Annotated in this window: 18 protein-coding genes and 1 other RNA gene; 6 read left to right on the top strand and 13 right to left on the bottom strand. The window is 62.3% G+C overall.

Going from position 1 to position 16,736, the window contains the following annotated elements; genetic code table 11:
• Positions 1 to 32: 32 nt before the first annotated feature.
• The 4 genes from J9885_RS04335 to smpB all read right to left on the bottom strand — a co-directional run bounded on the left by J9885_RS04335 (position 33) and on the right by smpB (position 3,786).
• Entirely contained in the window at positions 33 to 2,057 is a 2,025-nt protein-coding gene (locus tag J9885_RS04335; protein WP_210548205.1) for a DNA phosphorothioation-associated putative methyltransferase, read from the bottom strand.
• Entirely contained in the window at positions 2,057 to 2,596 is a 540-nt protein-coding gene (locus tag J9885_RS04340) for a hypothetical protein (protein WP_210548206.1), read from the bottom strand. The genes J9885_RS04335 and J9885_RS04340 overlap by 1 nt, the downstream gene beginning before the upstream one ends.
• A 164-nt stretch (positions 2,597 to 2,760) precedes the next feature.
• Positions 2,761 to 3,120, bottom strand: a transfer-messenger RNA (tmRNA) gene (gene ssrA, locus J9885_RS04345).
• 177 nt (positions 3,121 to 3,297) lie between these two features.
• Positions 3,298 to 3,786 carry an SsrA-binding protein SmpB gene (gene smpB, locus J9885_RS04350; protein ID WP_017766150.1) on the bottom strand — a complete coding sequence of 163 codons (489 nt, stop codon included), beginning with the start codon at positions 3,784 to 3,786 and terminating at the stop codon, positions 3,298 to 3,300.
• Positions 3,787 to 3,954: 168 nt separating this feature from the next.
• On the opposite strand from smpB, the gene J9885_RS04355 reads away from it, so the two are divergent.
• Positions 3,955 to 4,389, top strand: coding sequence for an SRPBCC family protein (locus J9885_RS04355; protein ID WP_043761925.1), 435 nt, complete (start codon positions 3,955 to 3,957; stop codon positions 4,387 to 4,389).
• Complete coding sequence (locus J9885_RS04360; RefSeq protein ID WP_210548207.1) at positions 4,382 to 4,741, top strand: RnfH family protein; 360 nt, start codon at positions 4,382 to 4,384, stop codon at positions 4,739 to 4,741. Before J9885_RS04355 ends, J9885_RS04360 begins: the two co-directional genes overlap by 8 nt.
• A 78-nt stretch (positions 4,742 to 4,819) precedes the next feature.
• Here J9885_RS04360 and J9885_RS04365 read toward each other — a convergent pair whose 3' ends face one another.
• The 3 genes from J9885_RS04365 to yiaY form a co-directional block, all read right to left on the bottom strand.
• Complete coding sequence (locus tag J9885_RS04365; RefSeq protein ID WP_210548208.1) at positions 4,820 to 5,455, bottom strand: NAD(P)H-binding protein; 636 nt, start codon at positions 5,453 to 5,455, stop codon at positions 4,820 to 4,822.
• Between the two features lie 117 nt (positions 5,456 to 5,572).
• Positions 5,573 to 5,911 (bottom strand): outer membrane protein assembly factor BamE, encoded by a 339-nt coding sequence (locus J9885_RS04370; RefSeq protein WP_005325779.1) that lies wholly within the window; start codon positions 5,909 to 5,911, stop codon positions 5,573 to 5,575.
• Positions 5,912 to 6,043: 132 nt separating this feature from the next.
• On the bottom strand, positions 6,044 to 7,195 hold the full coding sequence (gene yiaY, locus J9885_RS04375) for an L-threonine dehydrogenase (protein ID WP_210548209.1): 1,152 nt from the start codon (positions 7,193 to 7,195) through the stop codon (positions 6,044 to 6,046).
• Between the two features lie 392 nt (positions 7,196 to 7,587).
• Between yiaY and udp the strand changes: the two genes are divergently transcribed.
• Positions 7,588 to 8,343, top strand: coding sequence for a uridine phosphorylase (udp, locus tag J9885_RS04380; RefSeq protein ID WP_210548210.1), 756 nt, complete (start codon positions 7,588 to 7,590; stop codon positions 8,341 to 8,343).
• 127 nt (positions 8,344 to 8,470) lie between these two features.
• Here udp and J9885_RS04385 read toward each other — a convergent pair whose 3' ends face one another.
• A complete protein-coding gene (locus tag J9885_RS04385; protein WP_210548211.1) occupies positions 8,471 to 9,166 on the bottom strand; it encodes an RluA family pseudouridine synthase in 696 nt (231 codons plus the stop codon).
• Positions 9,167 to 9,363: 197 nt separating this feature from the next.
• On the opposite strand from J9885_RS04385, the gene rihA reads away from it, so the two are divergent.
• Both rihA and J9885_RS04395 read left to right on the top strand, forming a co-directional pair.
• A complete protein-coding gene (gene rihA / locus J9885_RS04390; protein WP_210548212.1) occupies positions 9,364 to 10,299 on the top strand; it encodes a pyrimidine-specific ribonucleoside hydrolase RihA in 936 nt (311 codons plus the stop codon).
• A 29-nt stretch (positions 10,300 to 10,328) separates the two neighbouring features.
• Positions 10,329 to 10,805 carry a hypothetical protein gene (locus tag J9885_RS04395; protein ID WP_043761918.1) on the top strand — a complete coding sequence of 159 codons (477 nt, stop codon included), beginning with the start codon at positions 10,329 to 10,331 and terminating at the stop codon, positions 10,803 to 10,805.
• Positions 10,806 to 10,897: 92 nt separating this feature from the next.
• Here J9885_RS04395 and J9885_RS04400 read toward each other — a convergent pair whose 3' ends face one another.
• The 3 genes from J9885_RS04400 to J9885_RS04410 all read right to left on the bottom strand — a co-directional run bounded on the left by J9885_RS04400 (position 10,898) and on the right by J9885_RS04410 (position 13,513).
• The gene (locus J9885_RS04400; protein WP_210548213.1) at positions 10,898 to 11,194 is read right to left on the bottom strand and encodes a winged helix-turn-helix domain-containing protein; all 297 of its coding nucleotides are present in this window, start codon (positions 11,192 to 11,194) and stop codon (positions 10,898 to 10,900) included.
• The gene (locus J9885_RS04405; protein WP_043761911.1) at positions 11,191 to 11,721 is read right to left on the bottom strand and encodes a DUF1523 family protein; all 531 of its coding nucleotides are present in this window, start codon (positions 11,719 to 11,721) and stop codon (positions 11,191 to 11,193) included. Before J9885_RS04405 ends, J9885_RS04400 begins: the two co-directional genes overlap by 4 nt.
• A 169-nt stretch (positions 11,722 to 11,890) precedes the next feature.
• Positions 11,891 to 13,513, bottom strand: coding sequence for a methyl-accepting chemotaxis protein (locus tag J9885_RS04410; protein ID WP_210548214.1), 1,623 nt, complete (start codon positions 13,511 to 13,513; stop codon positions 11,891 to 11,893).
• Positions 13,514 to 13,680: 167 nt separating this feature from the next.
• Here J9885_RS04410 and J9885_RS04415 point away from each other — a divergent pair, with 167 nt between their 5' ends.
• A complete protein-coding gene (locus J9885_RS04415) occupies positions 13,681 to 14,313 on the top strand; it encodes a LysE family translocator (protein ID WP_043761907.1) in 633 nt (210 codons plus the stop codon).
• Positions 14,314 to 14,373: 60 nt separating this feature from the next.
• Here the strand turns inward: J9885_RS04415 and J9885_RS04420 are convergent, their stop codons facing one another.
• Both J9885_RS04420 and J9885_RS04425 read right to left on the bottom strand, forming a co-directional pair.
• The gene (locus J9885_RS04420; protein WP_210548215.1) at positions 14,374 to 15,579 is read right to left on the bottom strand and encodes a cation:proton antiporter; all 1,206 of its coding nucleotides are present in this window, start codon (positions 15,577 to 15,579) and stop codon (positions 14,374 to 14,376) included.
• A gap of 36 nt (positions 15,580 to 15,615) precedes the next feature.
• Complete coding sequence (locus tag J9885_RS04425; protein ID WP_134695552.1) at positions 15,616 to 16,719, bottom strand: beta-N-acetylglucosaminidase domain-containing protein; 1,104 nt, start codon at positions 16,717 to 16,719, stop codon at positions 15,616 to 15,618.
• Between the last annotated feature and the right edge of the window lie 17 nt (positions 16,720 to 16,736).

Here is a 16,736-nt window from a genome sequence, read left to right on the forward strand (position 1 = left end):
AGTGGTTTTTACGTTATTTTTGGGCGCTGATTTTACTCTTTTACGCTACAAATACGAAAGCCTGAAATTCGCCTTTTTTGCTCTTTGAGAGCTGATTCATATAGTTGGCGACTCAGGTGATGCTCTGTTTCCAGATCCATCCCAAGCAGTTTGTTCAGTCTTTGCTCCAGTGCTCGTTGTGCCTTGAAGCTCGGATCATCCGGTGCCATCAGATAGCTTTTGTTGAGCAGTGGTGGCCGGGTCTGCTCATTGATGTAGTCAAAGAAGTCGACCTCCTGATCGGCCATCTTGATCTTGACCCGCTCCACCAGATGGGGGATGGGTTTGCTGAAGTCGTCATACCCCATCAGGCTCACCTTGCCGGAGCGGATGTGCAGCTTGATCACGTCGATATCGGTCAAGTCACCGTAGAGCTGGCAAGCCGCGCCGAGGTAGACACGCAGCAGAGGTGGTAATTGCGCAACAAAGCATTTGTGCAGCAGCAGTGAATGGCTGGGATAGAGCAGGCTGTTGGGGAGCTGTTGATGGGCAAGCTCGCAGGCCTGGTTGATGAGGGCGATATCCGCAATCTGGTAGAGCAGTGCTTTGGCGGCCTGTTGTGCTTGCGGGTTGCCACCGAAAAAGGCTTTGATATCCCGCTGCAGCTCGCTGGGGTACATGGTATAGGCTTGGCGTTTGCCAAACAGGTTGAGCGCCAGGTAGACCAGCAAATCTTGCTGCCGCTCCAGCTCGGCCTGCTTTAACTGGGCAAGGTCAAAATGCTGGCCAAGCAGGGTCATGGCTTTGCGATGGCTGCCTGCTATCTCTCTTAATTCGTCGCTTTGTTCAAATTCGTCATTGGCGGGAATTCGGCCAAGGGTCAGAGCCCGCTGCCAGAAGGCTTCAAACAGCGGTTGATGACGAGTGATCAGTAGTGCTGCTGCGGCCTGATGGTTGGGGGTGGGCGAGGTCAGCTGTTGCCAGCTGTGGTTTCGGCGTTGACGCTGCGCCAAAAAGCGCTGCTCTTCGAGCTTGTCTTTGAACACATAGAAGATGCCGGGCCCCACGGCGATGGCATTTTCATCCAGTGTTTTGTCTATGTAGTGCTTGAGCTCGCTTTGGTTGTAGTAGCGCTGAAAGGTGTTGCGCGAGGTGATGACGCCATCTTTATAAGGGGTGAACTGGGCAATAAAGCTGTCGTTGGCCAGCATGGCCGAGACGACCAGCAGTGTTTGGGTCAGCTCCCAGGCGCCGAGCAGTGCCTCCATCCGCTCATCTTGATCCTCAATCACATTGATCACAAAACCGAGATTGACCAGATGGGAGAGCACCTTCTCGCCATCCGGGCGAAAGTTCGGGTCCCAGCCCAGCGCGTCAATACCGTGTGCTTCGAGTTCCCGCAGGTCATCCCCTCGACCGCAACCGTAATCAAACAGCGCATAGTCGCCGTCGAGATAACCATGGCGTGCCAGCATCTTCATGGGGGCTGAGAGTTCATGGCGAACCAGCGCGGTTTTATGGCGATCAATTTGTGGGCCCCCCTCTTCGGGCGGCAGGGCGGAGGTGCGAAACAGGCGCCCATCAACCAGTTGGTAGCCATGTCTTGCAATAAGCCGCTCCCACGATGCTTTGAAGCCAATCATGCGGGGATGATCGTAAAGTCCCGCCAACTCCCCCTCTTCGGTGATCTGGCGACAGCTCTCTGCCTGTGGGTGATCGGGGGTCAGCATGCACTCTTTGCGATGCAGAATGGGGGGATTGTCTTGGCTGTCGTAGCGGGTAACGGTATGGCTCAGTTTGGCCAGATCAACGGTCACGCTCTGCTTGAGGCTGGGGTAGGCCTCTTCGAAGAATGTGGGGTAGCTGAGCAGTGACAGCCGAAAGTCCTGCTTTGCCAACTTGACCAGATCCCATTCACACTCCGGCAGTTTGAGCGCTTGTGCCACCGCACAGACAAAACGGTAGAGCTGTGGGCTGGTCGTGGCCAGGGTTTCTTTGTGCAGATAGACCGCGTCGGGCAGCACTTTTTTGTATGGCAGGGCAGCGACCAGTTGCGTGAAGCGCTCGGGGGTCAGCATCAGCACATTCCTTTGAGTTGGGTGAGTGTCAGCCGCTTGGGCATTCGTCTTCCATGGTGAGTGGTGAGTTCGACCAAGGCGCGGTTTTGTTCGGGCCCATAGCTGATATGCAGTGGCCGGTCTGGGCCATAGAGATAGAGACGATCAAACGGGGTGTGCTGCGCCAACCAAAGGGCTACCTGATAGCTGTTCTTCCCTGGGTATATCAGATCAACCGCGGCCCCTTGCCGAGGACAGATAACTCTTCCTAGCTGATTGAGTTCACAGGCCGCATGTTGATCCAGTGTGGGGGCTATACCGGGGGAGGCGTTGGAAAGAATGACTTTGCGCAGTGTTACTCCGCAAAACCCATAGGTAAGCAAAGGGTGGCCAAATGCTTCTACCAGCGGGTCGAGAATATGTGTCGCCAGTTCACGGTAGGCCAGCCAGCTTTCGGTTTGTTGCGGCAAGTTTGGGCATTGGATGCGTTGCCAGGTTTCACCACAGTGAAACAGCATCTCGAAGGTGAAATGTTGGCTGCAGGCATCCTCTAAGCGCATGACGAATCCATATGAACCAGTGCGTTATATTACTGGTTTTGCCTCCACAGCAGATCTATCAATCCGTGAGAGTGATCTCGAAAAGCCAACAGGTTGGGTCGTTGTGAAGCACATGAACAAATAAAAAAGGGCCACCTCTTGCGAGGTGGCCCTTTCCAAACGTTTGGTGGAGCTGGGGGGATTTGAACCCCCGTCCAAAATTACTACATCCTTGGCACTACATGCTTAGTCACTCTTTACATTCGCCAACACGCTGCGGAGAGACACGCCACGCATTGACTAGCTCGATTGGTTTTAATGCTTCCGCCCCGAGCAGGACTTCCACACGATCCTGTGAAGGATGACCTTCCAATTCCCTAGGACACAGGCAAGCTAGGGGAGAAGGGCTCTGCGCAGGTTATTAAGCTGCGAGTGCGTAGTTTTCGTCGTTTGCGACTATTTTTTTGCGGTTTATTAACGAGGCCTACCGCACCTCGGCATGCACCTTGGGTTTCGTGAATCTTGTCGAATCCAGAATCAGCCCCAAGTTGTTAAGAGGGATTGTACGCAAAAATGCTGTCATGGCAAGGCGTTGATGGCAATCGATCGGTCATGGCCATTCGACTGCTGATTTATTGGGCGCCAGAGGGATGGAGAACGCAAGCTGCGGGCCGGAAAAGAAAAAGTCCGGGCTGTGACCCGGACCTTGTCGTGCTATCGGATTAGCCGCGGTTCTTGTTCTTCATGATGCGGGCTTTTTCCCGATCCCATTCGCGGGCCTTGGTGTCCTCGCGCTTGTCGTGTTCTTTCTTGCCTTTCACCAGGCCAATCTCGACCTTGACCCAGCACTGTTTCCAGTAGAGGGCGAGCGGCACTATGGTGTAGCCCTGGCGGGCGATCAGGCTCTCGAGCTTGTCGAGTTCGCGACGGCTCAGCAGCAGTTTGCGGGTGCGGGTCGGGTCACACACCACGTGGCTGGAGGCTGCCTGCAGCGGCAGGAAACTGGATCCGAACAGGTAGGCTTCGCCATCACGGAAGATGACGTAGGCCTCGCTGATGTTGGCCTTGCCCGCCCGCAGGGATTTGACCTCCCACCCTTGCAGGGACAGGCCGGCCTCGATCTTCTCTTCGATGAAGTACTCGTGGCGCGCGGTTCTGTTGAGTGCAATGGTGTTGGACCCGGCTTTGTTTTTACTGTTCTTTTTGCTCATGACGGGCGATTTCCGGCAATGACTGGGAGGCTCGTATTATACGTAGGCGGGGACGGCTGTAAAACGCGCAGCGGCTCGAGTGGCCGCTTTCTGAACAGTTTGACCGAGGTTTTACCTCCAAAAGTGCGTTCATGGTGATAAAATCGGCCCGATTGATGAGGAAAACCCATGCCCCGTATTACTCGCAGTGCCCTGGTGATGTTCAGCGCGGAACAGATGTTCCGGCTGGTCAATGATGTTCACGCCTATCCCGAGTTTCTGCCCGGCTGTGTCGGCAGCCGCGTGCACGAGTCGGGGGAGGACTACATGATGGCCTCGGTCGATGTGGCCAAGGCGGGCATCGCCAAGACCTTCACCACGCGCAATCAGCTGGACGTCAACCGCACCATCAAGATGGAGCTGGTCGAGGGCCCCTTCAGCAAGCTGGCGGGGTGGTGGACTTTCACGCCCCTGGACGAGGACGCCTGCAAGGTGGAGTTCGATCTGGACTTCGAGTTCACCTCCAAGCTCATCGAGCTGGCATTTGGCCAGATCTTCCGTGAACTGGTGGGCTCCATGGTGCTCGCCTTCTCCAATCGCGCCAAGGTGGTGTACGGTGTCTGACCTGCTCAATATCGAAGTGGCCTATGCCTTGCCCGAGCGGCAAACTGTGCTCAGCCTGCGCGTCGCCCCGGGCACCAGCGTGCTGGCTGCCATCGAGGCGTCCGGCATAGTGCAGAAGCACCCGGAGATCGATCTGGCGGTCAACAAGTTCGGCGTCTACAGCCGCCCGGTCAAGGGGAGCGAACCGGTGCAGGACGGGGATCGCATCGAGATCTACCGCCCCCTCATCGCCGATCCCAAGGACATGCGCAAGAAGCGGGCGGAGAAGGCCAAGGAAGAGGGACGGGCCGATGTGGTCACCGGCGGGCGACCGGACGTCCACCGCAAGCGGGACGACGGCGAGTCAGCCTGACGAAGGATGCAATGACAAGGGGCGCTGCGGCGCCCCTTGTTGATCTCTCCTGGTCATGACACCGCCGAGGCTGGGCATTTACAGCGCGAGCAGGCGCTCGTTCTCCACGGTCTCGATGCCGCGCTCCTGCTGCGCCAGCAGCGCCATGGAGTGGGCCACCTGGCTGGCCTCTATGGCTCGCCAGCGCCGCAGACGTCCGCGCAGCAACGGCCTTATCAGCGGGTAGATGGCCTGGGTGATTTGCTCCGACAGGCGCGGTGGCTGGCGATCGCCGAGCAGCATGGCGGGGCGCAGGATGACGAGCCGCTGCCACTCCTGTGCCAGCAGGGCCTGCTCCATCTCCCCCTTGGTGCGGGGATAGAGGGCGAAGGAGCGGGGATTGGCCCCCAGGCTGGAGATGACCAGCAGGCGTCGGCAGCCGTGGCGGCGGGCGAGGGCGGCGAAGGCCAGCACATAGTCGAGGTCGACCCGGCGAAAGGCCTCGGCGGAGCCTGCCTCCCTGCGGGTGGTGCCGAGGCAGCAGAAGGCGAGATCGACGGGATTGGGCAGCTGCACGGCGTCCAGCGCGTCGAACGGGACCGGTAACCAGGTGCGATGGGGGGCGGGGTCACCGGGCGTGCGGCAGAGCAGGGTGAGCCGGTGTTCGGGGCCCAGCTCGCGGAGCAGGGCCCGGCCAATGAGGCCGGTCGCCCCCGCGATCAGGATCTGGCTCATGACGACCTCCTTGGAACGATACGGGCGATGTGTCTCGAGCATGGCCCGGCAGCGGCGCCCTGGCTAGCTTGTCCCCGGATAAAACAAAACCGGCCTGGGCCGGTTTTGTCATGGAAATCAGAGCGGGGTCGTGAAGGCGGCGGGGAGGGGGAAGTCTCCCGTGGCGGTGGCCAGCCTGTCACCCACGAAGTTCAGGGTCAGCTCCTTGCGCTCCTTGTCGCCACGACCGGGCTGGAACTCGTAGAGATAGTACCAGGTGTTGGGGTCGAAGCCGTCGCGCAGCATGGGGGAGCCCAGGACGAACTCGACCTGCTCGCGGGTCATGCCCTGGCGCAGCTTGTCGACCTGCTTTTGTTCCACGTAGTTGCCCTGGGGAATATCGATGCGATAGACCAGGCTGCAACCGGACAGGGTGAGGGCGGTCAGGGCCGCGGCAATCAGGTGTTTCATCCGCATATCGGGTTCAGATCATCCATACAGTCTTTTTAGCTCGCCAAATCATACCCACTCCCCGTGCGGAAGTAAAAAGCCATTGATCCATCAGCCAATAAAAAGGGCCGCAAGGCGGCCCTGGCAATCTGGTATCCGTCACATGGCGGCGCGGAAGATGGCGACAATCTCGGCGTGGCTCGCCTGCTTGGGGTTGGTGAACCCGCAGGCGTCCTTGAGGGCGTTGTCCGCCAGCACGTCGAAGTCGTCGGCCCTGACCCCGAGCTGCTCCAGGCCGGCGGGGATCTTGACGTCGCGGGCCAGTGCCTTGATGGCCTCGATGGCGGCGGCGGCGCCCTGCTCGTCGCTCATGGCGCTCACGTCCACGCCCATGAAACCGGCCACGTCCTTGAGGCGGCCTGCGCTCACCTGGGCGTTGTAGGCCTGGACGTGGGGCAGCAGCACGGCGTTGCAGACCCCGTGGGGCAGGTCGTAGAAGCCGCCGAGCTGGTGGGCCATGGCGTGCACGTAGCCCAGGCTTGCGTTGTTGAACGCCATGCCGGCCAGGAACTGGGCGTAGGCCATCTGCTCGCGAGCGTGCAGATCATCCCCCTGATCGACGGCGGTGCGCAGGTGCCTCGCAATCAGCTGGATCGCCATGACGGCGCTGGCATCGGTCACCGGGGTGGCGGCGGTGGAGACATAGGCCTCGATGGCGTGGGTCAGGGCATCCATGCCGGTGGCGGCGGTGAGGCCGGCGGGCTTGGCCAGCATCAGCTCGGGGTCGTTGACCGACATCAGGGGGGTGACGTGCTTGTCGATGATGGCCATCTTCACGTGACGAGCCTCGTCGGTGATGATGCAGAAGCGGGTCATCTCGGAGGCGGTGCCGGCGGTGGTGTTGATGGCGATGAGCGGCAGCTGCGGCCTGGCGGAGCGATCCACCCCTTCGTAGTCTTTGATGCCGCCGCCGTTGGCGGCCACCAGGGCGATCCCCTTGGCGCAGTCGTGGGGAGAGCCGCCGCCCAAGGAGATGACGCAGTCGCAGCCATGGGCCTTGATCATCGCAAGACCCGCTTCCACGTTGGCCACGGTGGGGTTCGGCTTGGTCTCGTCAAACACCACGCTGTCGATGTCGTGTTCCGCCAGCAGGGTGCCGAGCCTGGCGACCACCCCAATCTGGTTGAGCACGCGATCGGTGACGATCAGCGCCTTGCGATGCCCATGGCCCTGGATATCGGCCGCCGCTTCTTGCAGGCAGCCCGCCCCCATCAGGTTGATAGCGGGAATGTAGAACTTGAATGTTGCCATGATGGACTCCGTTTGCTTAGCCATTAAGTGGTATACGGGCGCCAACATAGCAGCGTCGAAGGGGATGAACAGGGTTCAATAGTATCTTGTTTGCAAGTTTGTGGACTCGATCGCGCTCTGGTTATGAAGGGTGGAGAGGGGCTTGACAAGGGAGGTTGATTACGGGAGAGCATAAAAACGTTTTTCAATAAATTCATCACGTTAGAAAACGTTTCGCGCCGTTTTTGTCATCTTTGATGCGCAGAAGTGTGAAGCGCATCAAGGAATTGGAAAAGGGTTTCGACCATAGTTGGCCCCTCCCCGAACGAGGGGAAACAGGCTTGAAAGTACCATAAAGAATCACCTTCACTGCACTCGGTCGCGAGGCGGCGGGGCGCAATCAGGAGTCCACTATGTCTGACGTATTTCACTTGGGTTTGAAGAAAGCGGATCTGCAAGGCGCCACCCTGGCGATCGTTCCCGGTGATCCTGAGCGTGTGAAGCGCATCGCCGAGCTGATGGACAATCCTGTGTTGCTGGCCAGCCACCGCGAGTTCACCACCTGGCGCGGCGAGATGGACGGCAAGGCCGTCATCGTCTGCTCCACCGGTATCGGTGGCCCCTCTACCTCCATCGCCGTGGAAGAGCTGGCCCAGCTGGGGATCCGCACCTTCCTGCGCATCGGCACCACTGGCGCCATCCAGCCGCACCTGAACGTGGGCGACGTCATCGTCACCACCGGCTCCGTGCGCCTCGACGGTGCCAGCCTGCACTTTGCCCCGATGGAATTCCCGGCCGTGGCCGACTTCGAGTGCACCACCGCACTGGTCGAGACCGCCAAGGAGCTGGGCTCCAGGCTGCACGTGGGCGTGACCGCTTCCTCCGACACCTTCTACCCGGGTCAGGAGCGTTACGACACCGTATCCGGTCGCGTGGTACAACGCTTCCAGGGTTCCATGAAGGAGTGGCAAGCCATGGGCGTGCTGAACTACGAGATGGAGTCCGCTACCCTGCTGACCATGTGCTCCAGCCAGGGCCTGCGTGCCGGTATGGTAGCCGGTGTCATCGTGAACCGTACCCAGCAGGAAATCCCGAACGCCGAAACCATGGCGAAAACCGAATCTGATGCAATCAAGATCGTGCTGGGCGCCGCCCGCAAGCTGATCTGATAGCACCACACCGCGTGGGGGGTGGGGGCCGTTGCGAAAGCGCGGCCCCTATCTTTATCCGCCGTATTCGCCATTCTCCGCCGTCTCTCCTTCTCTGCGTTCTCCCCCCGTCGAATCCCCACCGCCCCTAGAAGGGCGCATCGCACCGCACCCTCATGGGCTCGCCGCTCACTGGATGGACAAGGTCCAGGGCGCTCGCGTGCAGCATCAGCCGCGGCGTCAGCTCGGTGCCGGGCAACCGCAGGCCGCCATAGAGATCGCAGCCGAGGATGGGGTGCCCCAGCCACTGGCTGTGGATGCGCAGCTGGTGGGTGCGGCCCGTCTCGGGGACCAGCCTGACCCGGGTCAGTGGGATGTCGCCCTGCGCCTCCCGGCGCACCAGGCGCTCCAGCACCTGAAAGCGGGAGCGGGCCGGCTTGCCGCGGACGGCGCAGATGCTCATCAGGGGGAAGAGGGCCGGATCCTTGGCGATGGGGGCGTCGATCACCCCCTCGTCCGCCGCCAGATGGCCGCACAGCAGGGCCTCGTAAGCCTTGCTCACGGTGCGCTGGCTGAACTGGTGGCAGAGAAGGGCATTGATGCCCTTGTTCCTGGCCACCACCATGATCCCCGAGGTGCCAAAGTCGAGGCGGTGCACCAGGGTGCAACCGGGGTACGCCTGCACCAGCCGATGGTGCACCGAATCGAGGTTCTGCGGGTTCTTGCCCGAGAGGCTCAGCAGGCCGCTCGGCTTGTTGATGAGCAGCAGGTGTTCGTCTGCAAAGAGGATCTCGATGGCGGCGTCGCAGGGCGGGGCAACAAAGGTATCGACGATGACGGACATAGGGCACGCTGGCTGGAAAAGGGGGAAGGGATCATACCCGAACGGTTGAGGCGCGGCGAATCGGGATGCATGAGGCCAATGGAAGAGGCCAAGTGTTTGATCTGACAGGGTGAGTCCGTTTTGTGACTCCCTCCCGAGTTAATGAGGCCGCCGCTTGCTAAGGTATGGCTCCCTGTCACGTTGCAAGGAGTCCGTCCATGGCGCTGCCCGTTATTCTCGATTGCGATCCCGGCCACGATGATGCCATCGCCCTCATCCTGGCGCTGGCGAGCCCCGAATTGCAGGTGCTGGCGGTCACCACCAGTGCGGGCAACCAGACACCGGACAAGACCCTCCACAACGCCCTGCGCATCCTGACCCTGCTGGGGCGCCACGACATCCCGGTGGCGGCGGGGGCCCCCAAGCCCCTGGCCCGGGAGCTCATCATCGCCGACAACGTACACGGGGAGTCGGGACTAGACGGCCCCGCACTACCGGATCCCGCCTTTGCGCCCCAGGTCATGACGGGCCTCGAGTTGATGGCCAAGTGCCTTCGTGAGAGCCCGGAGCCGGTCACCCTGGTGCCGACCGGTCCGCTCACCAACATCGCCCTGTTGCTGGCGGCCCACCCCGAGCTCAAGCCCAGGATCGCTCGCATCGTGTTGATGGGGGGCGCGGCGGGGGCGGGGAACTGGACCCCGGCGGCGGAATTCAATATTTATGTGGATCCCGAGGCGGCCGATATGGTGTTCAAGTCGGGAGTCCCCATCACCATGTGCGGGCTGGACGTGACCCACGAGGCCCAGGTAATGGACGAAGACATCGCGCGGGTGCGCGCCATCGCCAATCCGGTGGCCCGGTGCGTGGCGGAACTGCTGGACTTCTTCATGATCTACCACCGGGATCCCAAGTGGGGATTTGCCGGTGCCCCGCTGCACGATCCCTGCACCATCGCCTGGCTGCTGGCCCCCGCGCTGTTCCACGGGGTGGAGTGCCGGGTCGATATCGAGACGCAGGGGGCACATACTAGCGGCATGACGGTGGTGGACCGCTACGGTCTCACCGGCAAGCCCGCCAATGCGCTGGTGTTGCTGGGGCTGGACAGGGCCGGGTTCATCGACCTGCTGGTGCAGCGGCTGCGATCATTTGGCTGATATCTTGGACATCGAATAAGGGGCTGGGAATGTGGAAAGGGACGTTGGCACTGCTGACATGTATGCAACTGGCGGGCTGCGCCAGCCCGTTCGAGACCATGTGGCAGGGACTGGCGACCTGCGAGCTGGACGACCTCCATCTCGACAGCGAGAGCGGGGCCCCGGTGCATCCGCAGCTTGCGAAGTACACCCCGGACAAGGTGAGCGACGGTTTTGCCTGGTACAAGGTCCATGAAGAGCTGCACGGCCTGCCCATCGTCGGCTTTCTGGTGCCCGCCTCCACCTTCGAGGTGCACGCCCTCTTCGTGGATACCCCCATCGCCAACGCGCGCCGGCTGACCCACAACGCTTATGGCAGCGAGTTTGCCGACGAGGCGCTGCACGACGAGGGGGAGGCTCCCCTGCTGCTGCGCGACCCCAACAACCCCAAGCGTTCCATCATCGACTGCACCCGGGCGGAGTCGGCGGAACCGCCGTCGGAAGAGTCCTTTGACGAAGGGGAATGAGCGTCCGGCATTTGCAGAAGGGAGCACCGGCCAGACAAGAGAGGGGCCAGCCGCAAGGCTGGCCCCTTCGTCATGAGATGCGGACGGGGGATTCAGGGATAACCCAGGGTCTCCTTGATGACGGGCAATTGCGCGTTGATCCAGGCCGGGTTGATGGGCCCCCAGTCGCTGATGCGATAGTGCCCCTGCAGGTGGCGGGCTCCCTCGGTCTGCTCGAAGCCACAGCAAATGTCGAGTTCCGCCAGGGCGCTCAGGGTGTCCTGGGCGGTGCGGCGCGGCATGCCGGTGGCCGCTATGATGGCGGGCACGGTGTCCGTGCCCTGGCTGATGAGGTGAGCCACATAGAGCCGGCGATAGAAGCTGGTGCGCGTCTTGCTCGGCTCGCTCATATCTCGTCCTCGAGACGATCGAAGTAGCGCCAGGTGGCGATGGCGGCCTTGCCCATCACCAGGGCCCAGACGCCAAACCAGAACCAGCGGAAGAAGCTCCAGGTGGAGGCATCGGGCTCGGCGCTCTCTATCTTGGTGACGTTGGGGAAGAGGGAGAACATGTTCACGCGCCAGCCGTAGGAGGTGATCATGGCCAGGCGCTTCTCGAACTCCATGGACTTGGCCTTGGCCTGGACGTCGGCGGCGTTGAACTTGAAGTAGAAGGGCCAGCCCCAGAGCGTGTCCTCGTTGCGGAACACCCGGATCTTCTCGCCGGGGCGTTCGGTATAGATGTAATAGACGTCCACGGTGGGGCCGTCAGCCGGGTTTTTCTGGCTGATGGGGCCATCCTTGTCGGTGCGTTTTACCTCCACCCCTGTGATGGTGGCGATGGTGTGTTCCGGCAGATAGAAATCGAGCCAGATCGCGGAGAGCAGGGCGATGAGGCCGAGCGTGACAAAAGCGGGTTTCTTGAACTTCAGGCTCATGATGGTCTCTAGGTGAGGGGGAATGACGTGCCTCTACCATACCCATATTTGCAGACACAGCCCAGCCCCCAATGACACCTTGATGGCAAAAACCCGTTTTAAACAGCGAACTATGGGAGGGGGGCGCTCACGGGGCCCGTGGCGGGCCCCGGTGTGCCGAGTGGCGGGATCAGAGCTGGAACTGGGCGAGCTGCTTGCGCTGCTGCTCGGCGAGCTGTGACAGTTCGTGACTGGCGGCGGCACTCTGGCTGATGCCGGCCGCATTCTGGTTCACTATCTCGTGGATGTTGCCGAGGTTGCGGCTGATGTCGGCGGTGACGCAGGACTGCTCCTCCGCCGCGGTCGCCACCTGGGCGTTGGCCCCGTTGATCTGGTTGACCGCCTCCGTGATGCCCCCCAGCAGATCCTGCACCTCGGCGGAGAGGCGCTGGTTGTGACCGAGGATCTCCAGGGTCTCCTGTACGCCGCTGTTGGCGGAGAGGGACTGACTCTGCAGCTGTTCGATGATGGCCTGGATCTCCTTGGTGGAGTCCTGGGTACGGGCGGCCAGCTGGCGCACCTCGTCGGCCACCACGGCGAAGCCGCGTCCGCTCTCCCCGGCGCGGGCCGCTTCGATGGCGGCGTTCAGGGCCAGCAGGTTGGTCTGCTCCGAGATGCCCTGGATCACCTCAATCACCTTGCCGATCTGCTCGGACTGGGACTTGAGCCTGGCCACCACGGTGGCGGCATGCTCGAGGCTGCCCGCCATGCGGCTGTTGGCCTGGATACTCTCGGTGAAGAGCGCCAGCCCCTGCTCGACCCGGCTGTTGGCATCCCGTGCCAGCTCGTCGGCCAGGGCGGCGTTGTGGTTGACGTTGTCGGCAGTGCTGGCCAGCTCGGTGACCGCCGAGGCCACCTGCTCTGTCTCGCTGCGCTGCTGCTGGGCATTGACCTCGGCCTGGGTCATGACGGCGGCGAGCTCGGTGGCGGCGGAGGCCACGTTGCCGCTGATGCCGGTCAGGGTCTGGATGGTGCTGCCAAGCTGGCCCAGGGTCTGGTTGATGTCCCTGGCGAGCTGGCCCAGCTCGTTGCTGCCTTCGGCGCTGGCCCGCACGTTGAAGCGGCCCAGGGCGACGGCGTGCATCACCTCCTGCAACTGGCCGATGGGCTGGACGATGCGCCCGGAGATCCACCAGCCCCCCGCCAGGGCCGCGATCAGGGTGACCGCCATCATCAGCAGGGTACGCAGCAGGGTGGCGTGGTAGTGGTCCTGCTCTTCGGCTATCTCGGCCTGGATCAGCTGGTTGATATGGTCGGACATGGCATCGATTTGCTTGATGAGCGCCTCACCCAGATCGCGAAAGCGCAGCCGGGCCTGCTCGTAGGCGGCGGGCTCGACCCCGTCACGGTACTTCTGGGCCAGCAAGGGCAGCATGTTGCTGCGCGTGTGGCCGAGATAGGCCAGCAGGGCGGCCGCCACCTGGCGGTTGTCCTGCTCGGCGCCGGTGATGGCCAGCCTGGTCAGGATGGTGCCAATCTCCTGCTCGGCGGCGGAGAGTTGCGCCGGCAGCTGGGGGAAGCGGCCCTGATCGTAGAGGCCGTAGATGGCGTTGGTGCGCAGCCGGTAGGTGGCATGGATCAGGGCGGCGATGTCGTCCTTGTGGCGGGTGACGCTGGCGGTGGTTTCGTTCATGTCCTGGATTGCCCCGTCGATCTCTTGCTTGCTGATCACGGCCATCAGCAGCATCAGCAGGCTGGCGAGGAGCAGGGGAATGAGTACTTGAAGGCGGATGGAGAGATTATTCAACGACATGAGGCTGCCTACTAACCCTAAAGAGGAGGAAGGCGGCATCTTACACAGGCGCGACAGCTCTTGTCACAGAGTTTTTAAGTCTGAATCCGTGCTGAATGAAAAGGTTTTTCTTGTGTTAAAAGGGTGTGCTGGGCAAGATCGTCTGCTTGTTACCATGGAGGTGTAGTGTGTCCGACTGGATTGATCCCGCCATCTTGGCGCTCTTTGTTCCTACGTTCTTTTTTGTCTCTGTGACTCCCGGCATGTGCATGACTCTGGCGATGACTCTGGGGATGAGCCTGGGGGTGCGTCGCACCCTGCACATGATGTGGGGTGAACTCATCGGCGTCGGCCTGGTCTCCGTGCTGTCCGTGGTCGGGGTGGCGGCGGTCATGCTCAACTACCCGGCCCTGTTCTCGGCATTCAAGTACGTGGGAGGGGCCTACCTGGTCTGGCTCGGCATCCAGATGTGGCAGGCCAAGGGCAAGATGGCCATTCCGGCGGATCTCTCGGCCGCTCAGGAGACCAGGCCGCTCGGGCTCGCGCTGCAAGGCTTCGTCACCGCCATCGCGAATCCCAAGGGATGGGCCTTCATGGTCTCCCTGCTGCCTCCCTTCATCAACGCGGCCAAGCCGATGACACCCCAGATAAGTGCCCTGGTGGCCCTCATCCTGATCATCGAGTTCTCCTGCCTGCTGCTCTACGCGAGTGGTGGCCGCACCCTGCGCCACTTCCTCGCCAAGAGCGGCAACGTCACCCTGATGAACCGCATAGCGGGTTCCCTGATGTTGTTCGTGGGCGTCTGGCTGGCGCTGGGCTGATCGGCTGGCGATGAAAAAAGCCCCCTCCTGGTCAGGGAGGGGGCTTTTTTGTGGGCGGCGTCAGGGCCTGAGGCGCCTGACCCAGGGATTGGCGCTCACCCCGTGCAGTATGACGCTCAAGATGATGGTGCAGAGCACGGTGGCAATGACAGGGTGCTGGCCCGTGAGGGCCGGCTGGTGCTGCAGCACCATGACGGCGAAGACTATGCTGGCGAGCCCCCTCGGACCGAACCAGCCGATAAAGAGCTTGAGTTCCGGGGATTGACCTGTGCCCAGCAGGCTCAGCCAGACCGGCACCATGCGCAGCACGGTGAGGCTGGCGGCCCCATAGAGCCAGAATTGCCAGTGCAGCAGGGTGGGCAGCAGGGGTACCATGATGGCGCCGAACACCATCCAGATCACCACGGAGAGCAGATCCCCGTACCCCTCACAGCTGTCCATCCAGGCGTGCTTGTGCTCCCCGAGCCGGTGGCCGATGAGCAGTCCCCCCACAAAGGCGGCGATAAAGCCGCTGCCCCCCAGGGTCTGGGCCAGGGCAAAGCAGAGCAGTGCGAGCCCCGGCATGGTGAGCTGGCGCCAGAGCGGCAGCTGCCAGCCGTTGAGGTAGGAGAGTCTGAGCAATTGGATGGTCAGGGTGCTGAGCACGAAGGCCACCAGCATCCCGATGCCTATCTCCTCCAGCAGCAGGGTCACGGCCAGGGTGGCGGTGCCCGCATGTTGCTCGGTGGGGGCGATCAGGGCGAGAAGCAGGAGCAGGACGGGCACGCAGATGCCGTCGTTGAGGCCACTCTCCTGGTTGAGCCCTTCCCGCACCGGGGCCGGTACCGCCGGGTTGCTCACCACCGCCTTGCCAAGCGCCGCATCGGTGGGGGCCAGTATGGTGGCGAGGATGGCCACCTCCAGCAGCGGCAGCTCGGGAAACAGCAGGCGACCGAACAGGGTGCCCGCCAGCAGGGTCAGGGGCAGGCCGATCAGCAGCAGCCGGACGGGGAGCTGGCGGTTGGCCAGCAGCACCTGCCAGTTGGTGTTGGCGGCGTCGTTGAACAGCACGATGACCAGGGCCAGTTCGGCCAGCAGCTTGAGCCCCTCGCTGTCGATGTCGAGGGAGAGCAGGCCGAGGCCGCCGTCACCCAGCACGCCCCCCACCAGCAGAAACAGCAGGGGGCCGTTGATGAGCTTCGATTCGAAGCGCCCGGCAATCAGGCTGTAGAGCAGCAAAAAGGCGGCGAGCACCGCCAGGTTCTGGTAGATCAGCGACGCATCCACGGGCGCTTCTCCTCGTCACACCCCTCTCGGGGGACCTCAATCAGTCAGACAGTCCGGATCGAACACGTATTCGCCGTCCAGCCAGCGCAGGATTTCGTCTACGCAGGACTGGTCATGGAACGGCTGGTAACGGCTCCTGAGGTGGCCTATCTGCTCCGGGGTGAGCTGGGCCAGGCCGATGTCCTGGAACAGGGGCAGGTCGGCCTGGATCATGGCGGAGATCTGCGGCCCGCAGGTGGCGTTGAGGGAGGCGTGCAGCGCCTTGTCCGGATCGTACTGGCGGCCGAGCCTGTAGCTCATGGGCAGGGTGGCGAGCGGCAGGGCCGATAGCGCGGCCTGCTTCATGGGGTTGACCGCGTGGCCGCTCACGAGATCCGCCAGCTCCGCCGGGCGGTTCTCGAAGGCGCGCAGGTGCAGGAAGCTGCTCGCCTTGCTGCCGTCGTTGACCGGGTAGTTATCCCAGAGGAAGGGCTTGCGGTGCAGCCAGTCGGCGGCCTGGCGCAGATGGGCGGCCGGGTACTCGGTGGAGCAGACCCTGGGGCCGGTCCAGAAGATGTCGATGCGCCTGTCCAGCCCCTGACCGAGATCGGTGAGGTAGTGGGGGGGCATGGGGCCGAATACCTTCTCCAGCACGGGATCCGTGGAGTAGTAGCTGGGGCAGAACAGCAGTCGCCCGGCGCTGGTGTGGGCCGCGATGTCGTGGGCTATGGTGAGCTGCCAGTGGGCGAGATCCGGGGTGTCTCCCTTCATATCGTCAAACAGCACCGCCAGGATGTCGGGTTTGAGCACCTCCTCGATGACCCTCACCTTCTCCAGCAAGGCGGGGCGCTGGCGCTCATAGTCGTGATGCGCCCCCATGGGGCTCAGGCCCACCCCGAAGGCGAGGCCGTTGTCCCGGCACTGCTGGGCGAGCAGGCGCAGGGCCTCGAGCTGGGCGGCGGGCCAGGGCTTGGCCCAGTGCTTGCGCAGGTAGCCATCTTCCTTGGGGGCATAGAGGTAGAAGCCGTAGCCGTGGCGGGGCAGCCACTGGGCATAGCGGGCGCGAGCCTCCCAGCTCCAGCCCTTGCCGAAGAATCCCTCGATGAGGCCCAGCTTGGGCGAGGGAGGATACAGACCAGACAACTGGGTTTGATAAGGCATGGGTCACTCCCTTCTCA

Source organism: Aeromonas sp. SrichE-2G (assembly GCF_017939565.1).
Classification (GTDB): Bacteria; Pseudomonadota; Gammaproteobacteria; order Enterobacterales; family Aeromonadaceae; genus Aeromonas; species Aeromonas taiwanensis.

Excerpts from the sequence above, each read along its gene's own strand:
- J9885_RS04425 (WP_134695552.1), bottom strand. The coding sequence starts at position 16,719 with ATGCCTTATCAAACCCAGTTGTCTGGTCTGTATCCTCCCTCGCCCAAG.
- J9885_RS04370 (WP_005325779.1), bottom strand. The coding sequence starts at position 5,911 with ATGCGGATGAAACACCTGATTGCCGCGGCCCTGACCGCCCTCACCCTG.
- J9885_RS04365 (WP_210548208.1), bottom strand. The coding sequence starts at position 5,455 with ATGAGCCAGATCCTGATCGCGGGGGCGACCGGCCTCATTGGCCGGGCC.
- J9885_RS04385 (WP_210548211.1), bottom strand. The coding sequence starts at position 9,166 with ATGTCCGTCATCGTCGATACCTTTGTTGCCCCGCCCTGCGACGCCGCC.
- J9885_RS04400 (WP_210548213.1), bottom strand. The coding sequence starts at position 11,194 with ATGAGCGAGCCGAGCAAGACGCGCACCAGCTTCTATCGCCGGCTCTAT.
- rihA (WP_210548212.1), top strand. The coding sequence starts at position 9,364 with ATGGCGCTGCCCGTTATTCTCGATTGCGATCCCGGCCACGATGATGCC.
- udp (WP_210548210.1), top strand. The coding sequence starts at position 7,588 with ATGTCTGACGTATTTCACTTGGGTTTGAAGAAAGCGGATCTGCAAGGC.
- J9885_RS04395 (WP_043761918.1), top strand. The coding sequence starts at position 10,329 with ATGTGGAAAGGGACGTTGGCACTGCTGACATGTATGCAACTGGCGGGC.
- J9885_RS04340 (WP_210548206.1), bottom strand. The coding sequence starts at position 2,596 with ATGCGCTTAGAGGATGCCTGCAGCCAACATTTCACCTTCGAGATGCTG.
- J9885_RS04410 (WP_210548214.1), bottom strand. The coding sequence starts at position 13,513 with ATGTCGTTGAATAATCTCTCCATCCGCCTTCAAGTACTCATTCCCCTG.
- J9885_RS04355 (WP_043761925.1), top strand. The coding sequence starts at position 3,955 with ATGCCCCGTATTACTCGCAGTGCCCTGGTGATGTTCAGCGCGGAACAG.
- J9885_RS04405 (WP_043761911.1), bottom strand. The coding sequence starts at position 11,721 with ATGAGCCTGAAGTTCAAGAAACCCGCTTTTGTCACGCTCGGCCTCATC.
- J9885_RS04335 (WP_210548205.1), bottom strand. The coding sequence starts at position 2,057 with ATGCTGACCCCCGAGCGCTTCACGCAACTGGTCGCTGCCCTGCCATAC.
- yiaY (WP_210548209.1), bottom strand. The coding sequence starts at position 7,195 with ATGGCAACATTCAAGTTCTACATTCCCGCTATCAACCTGATGGGGGCG.
- smpB (WP_017766150.1), bottom strand. The coding sequence starts at position 3,786 with ATGAGCAAAAAGAACAGTAAAAACAAAGCCGGGTCCAACACCATTGCA.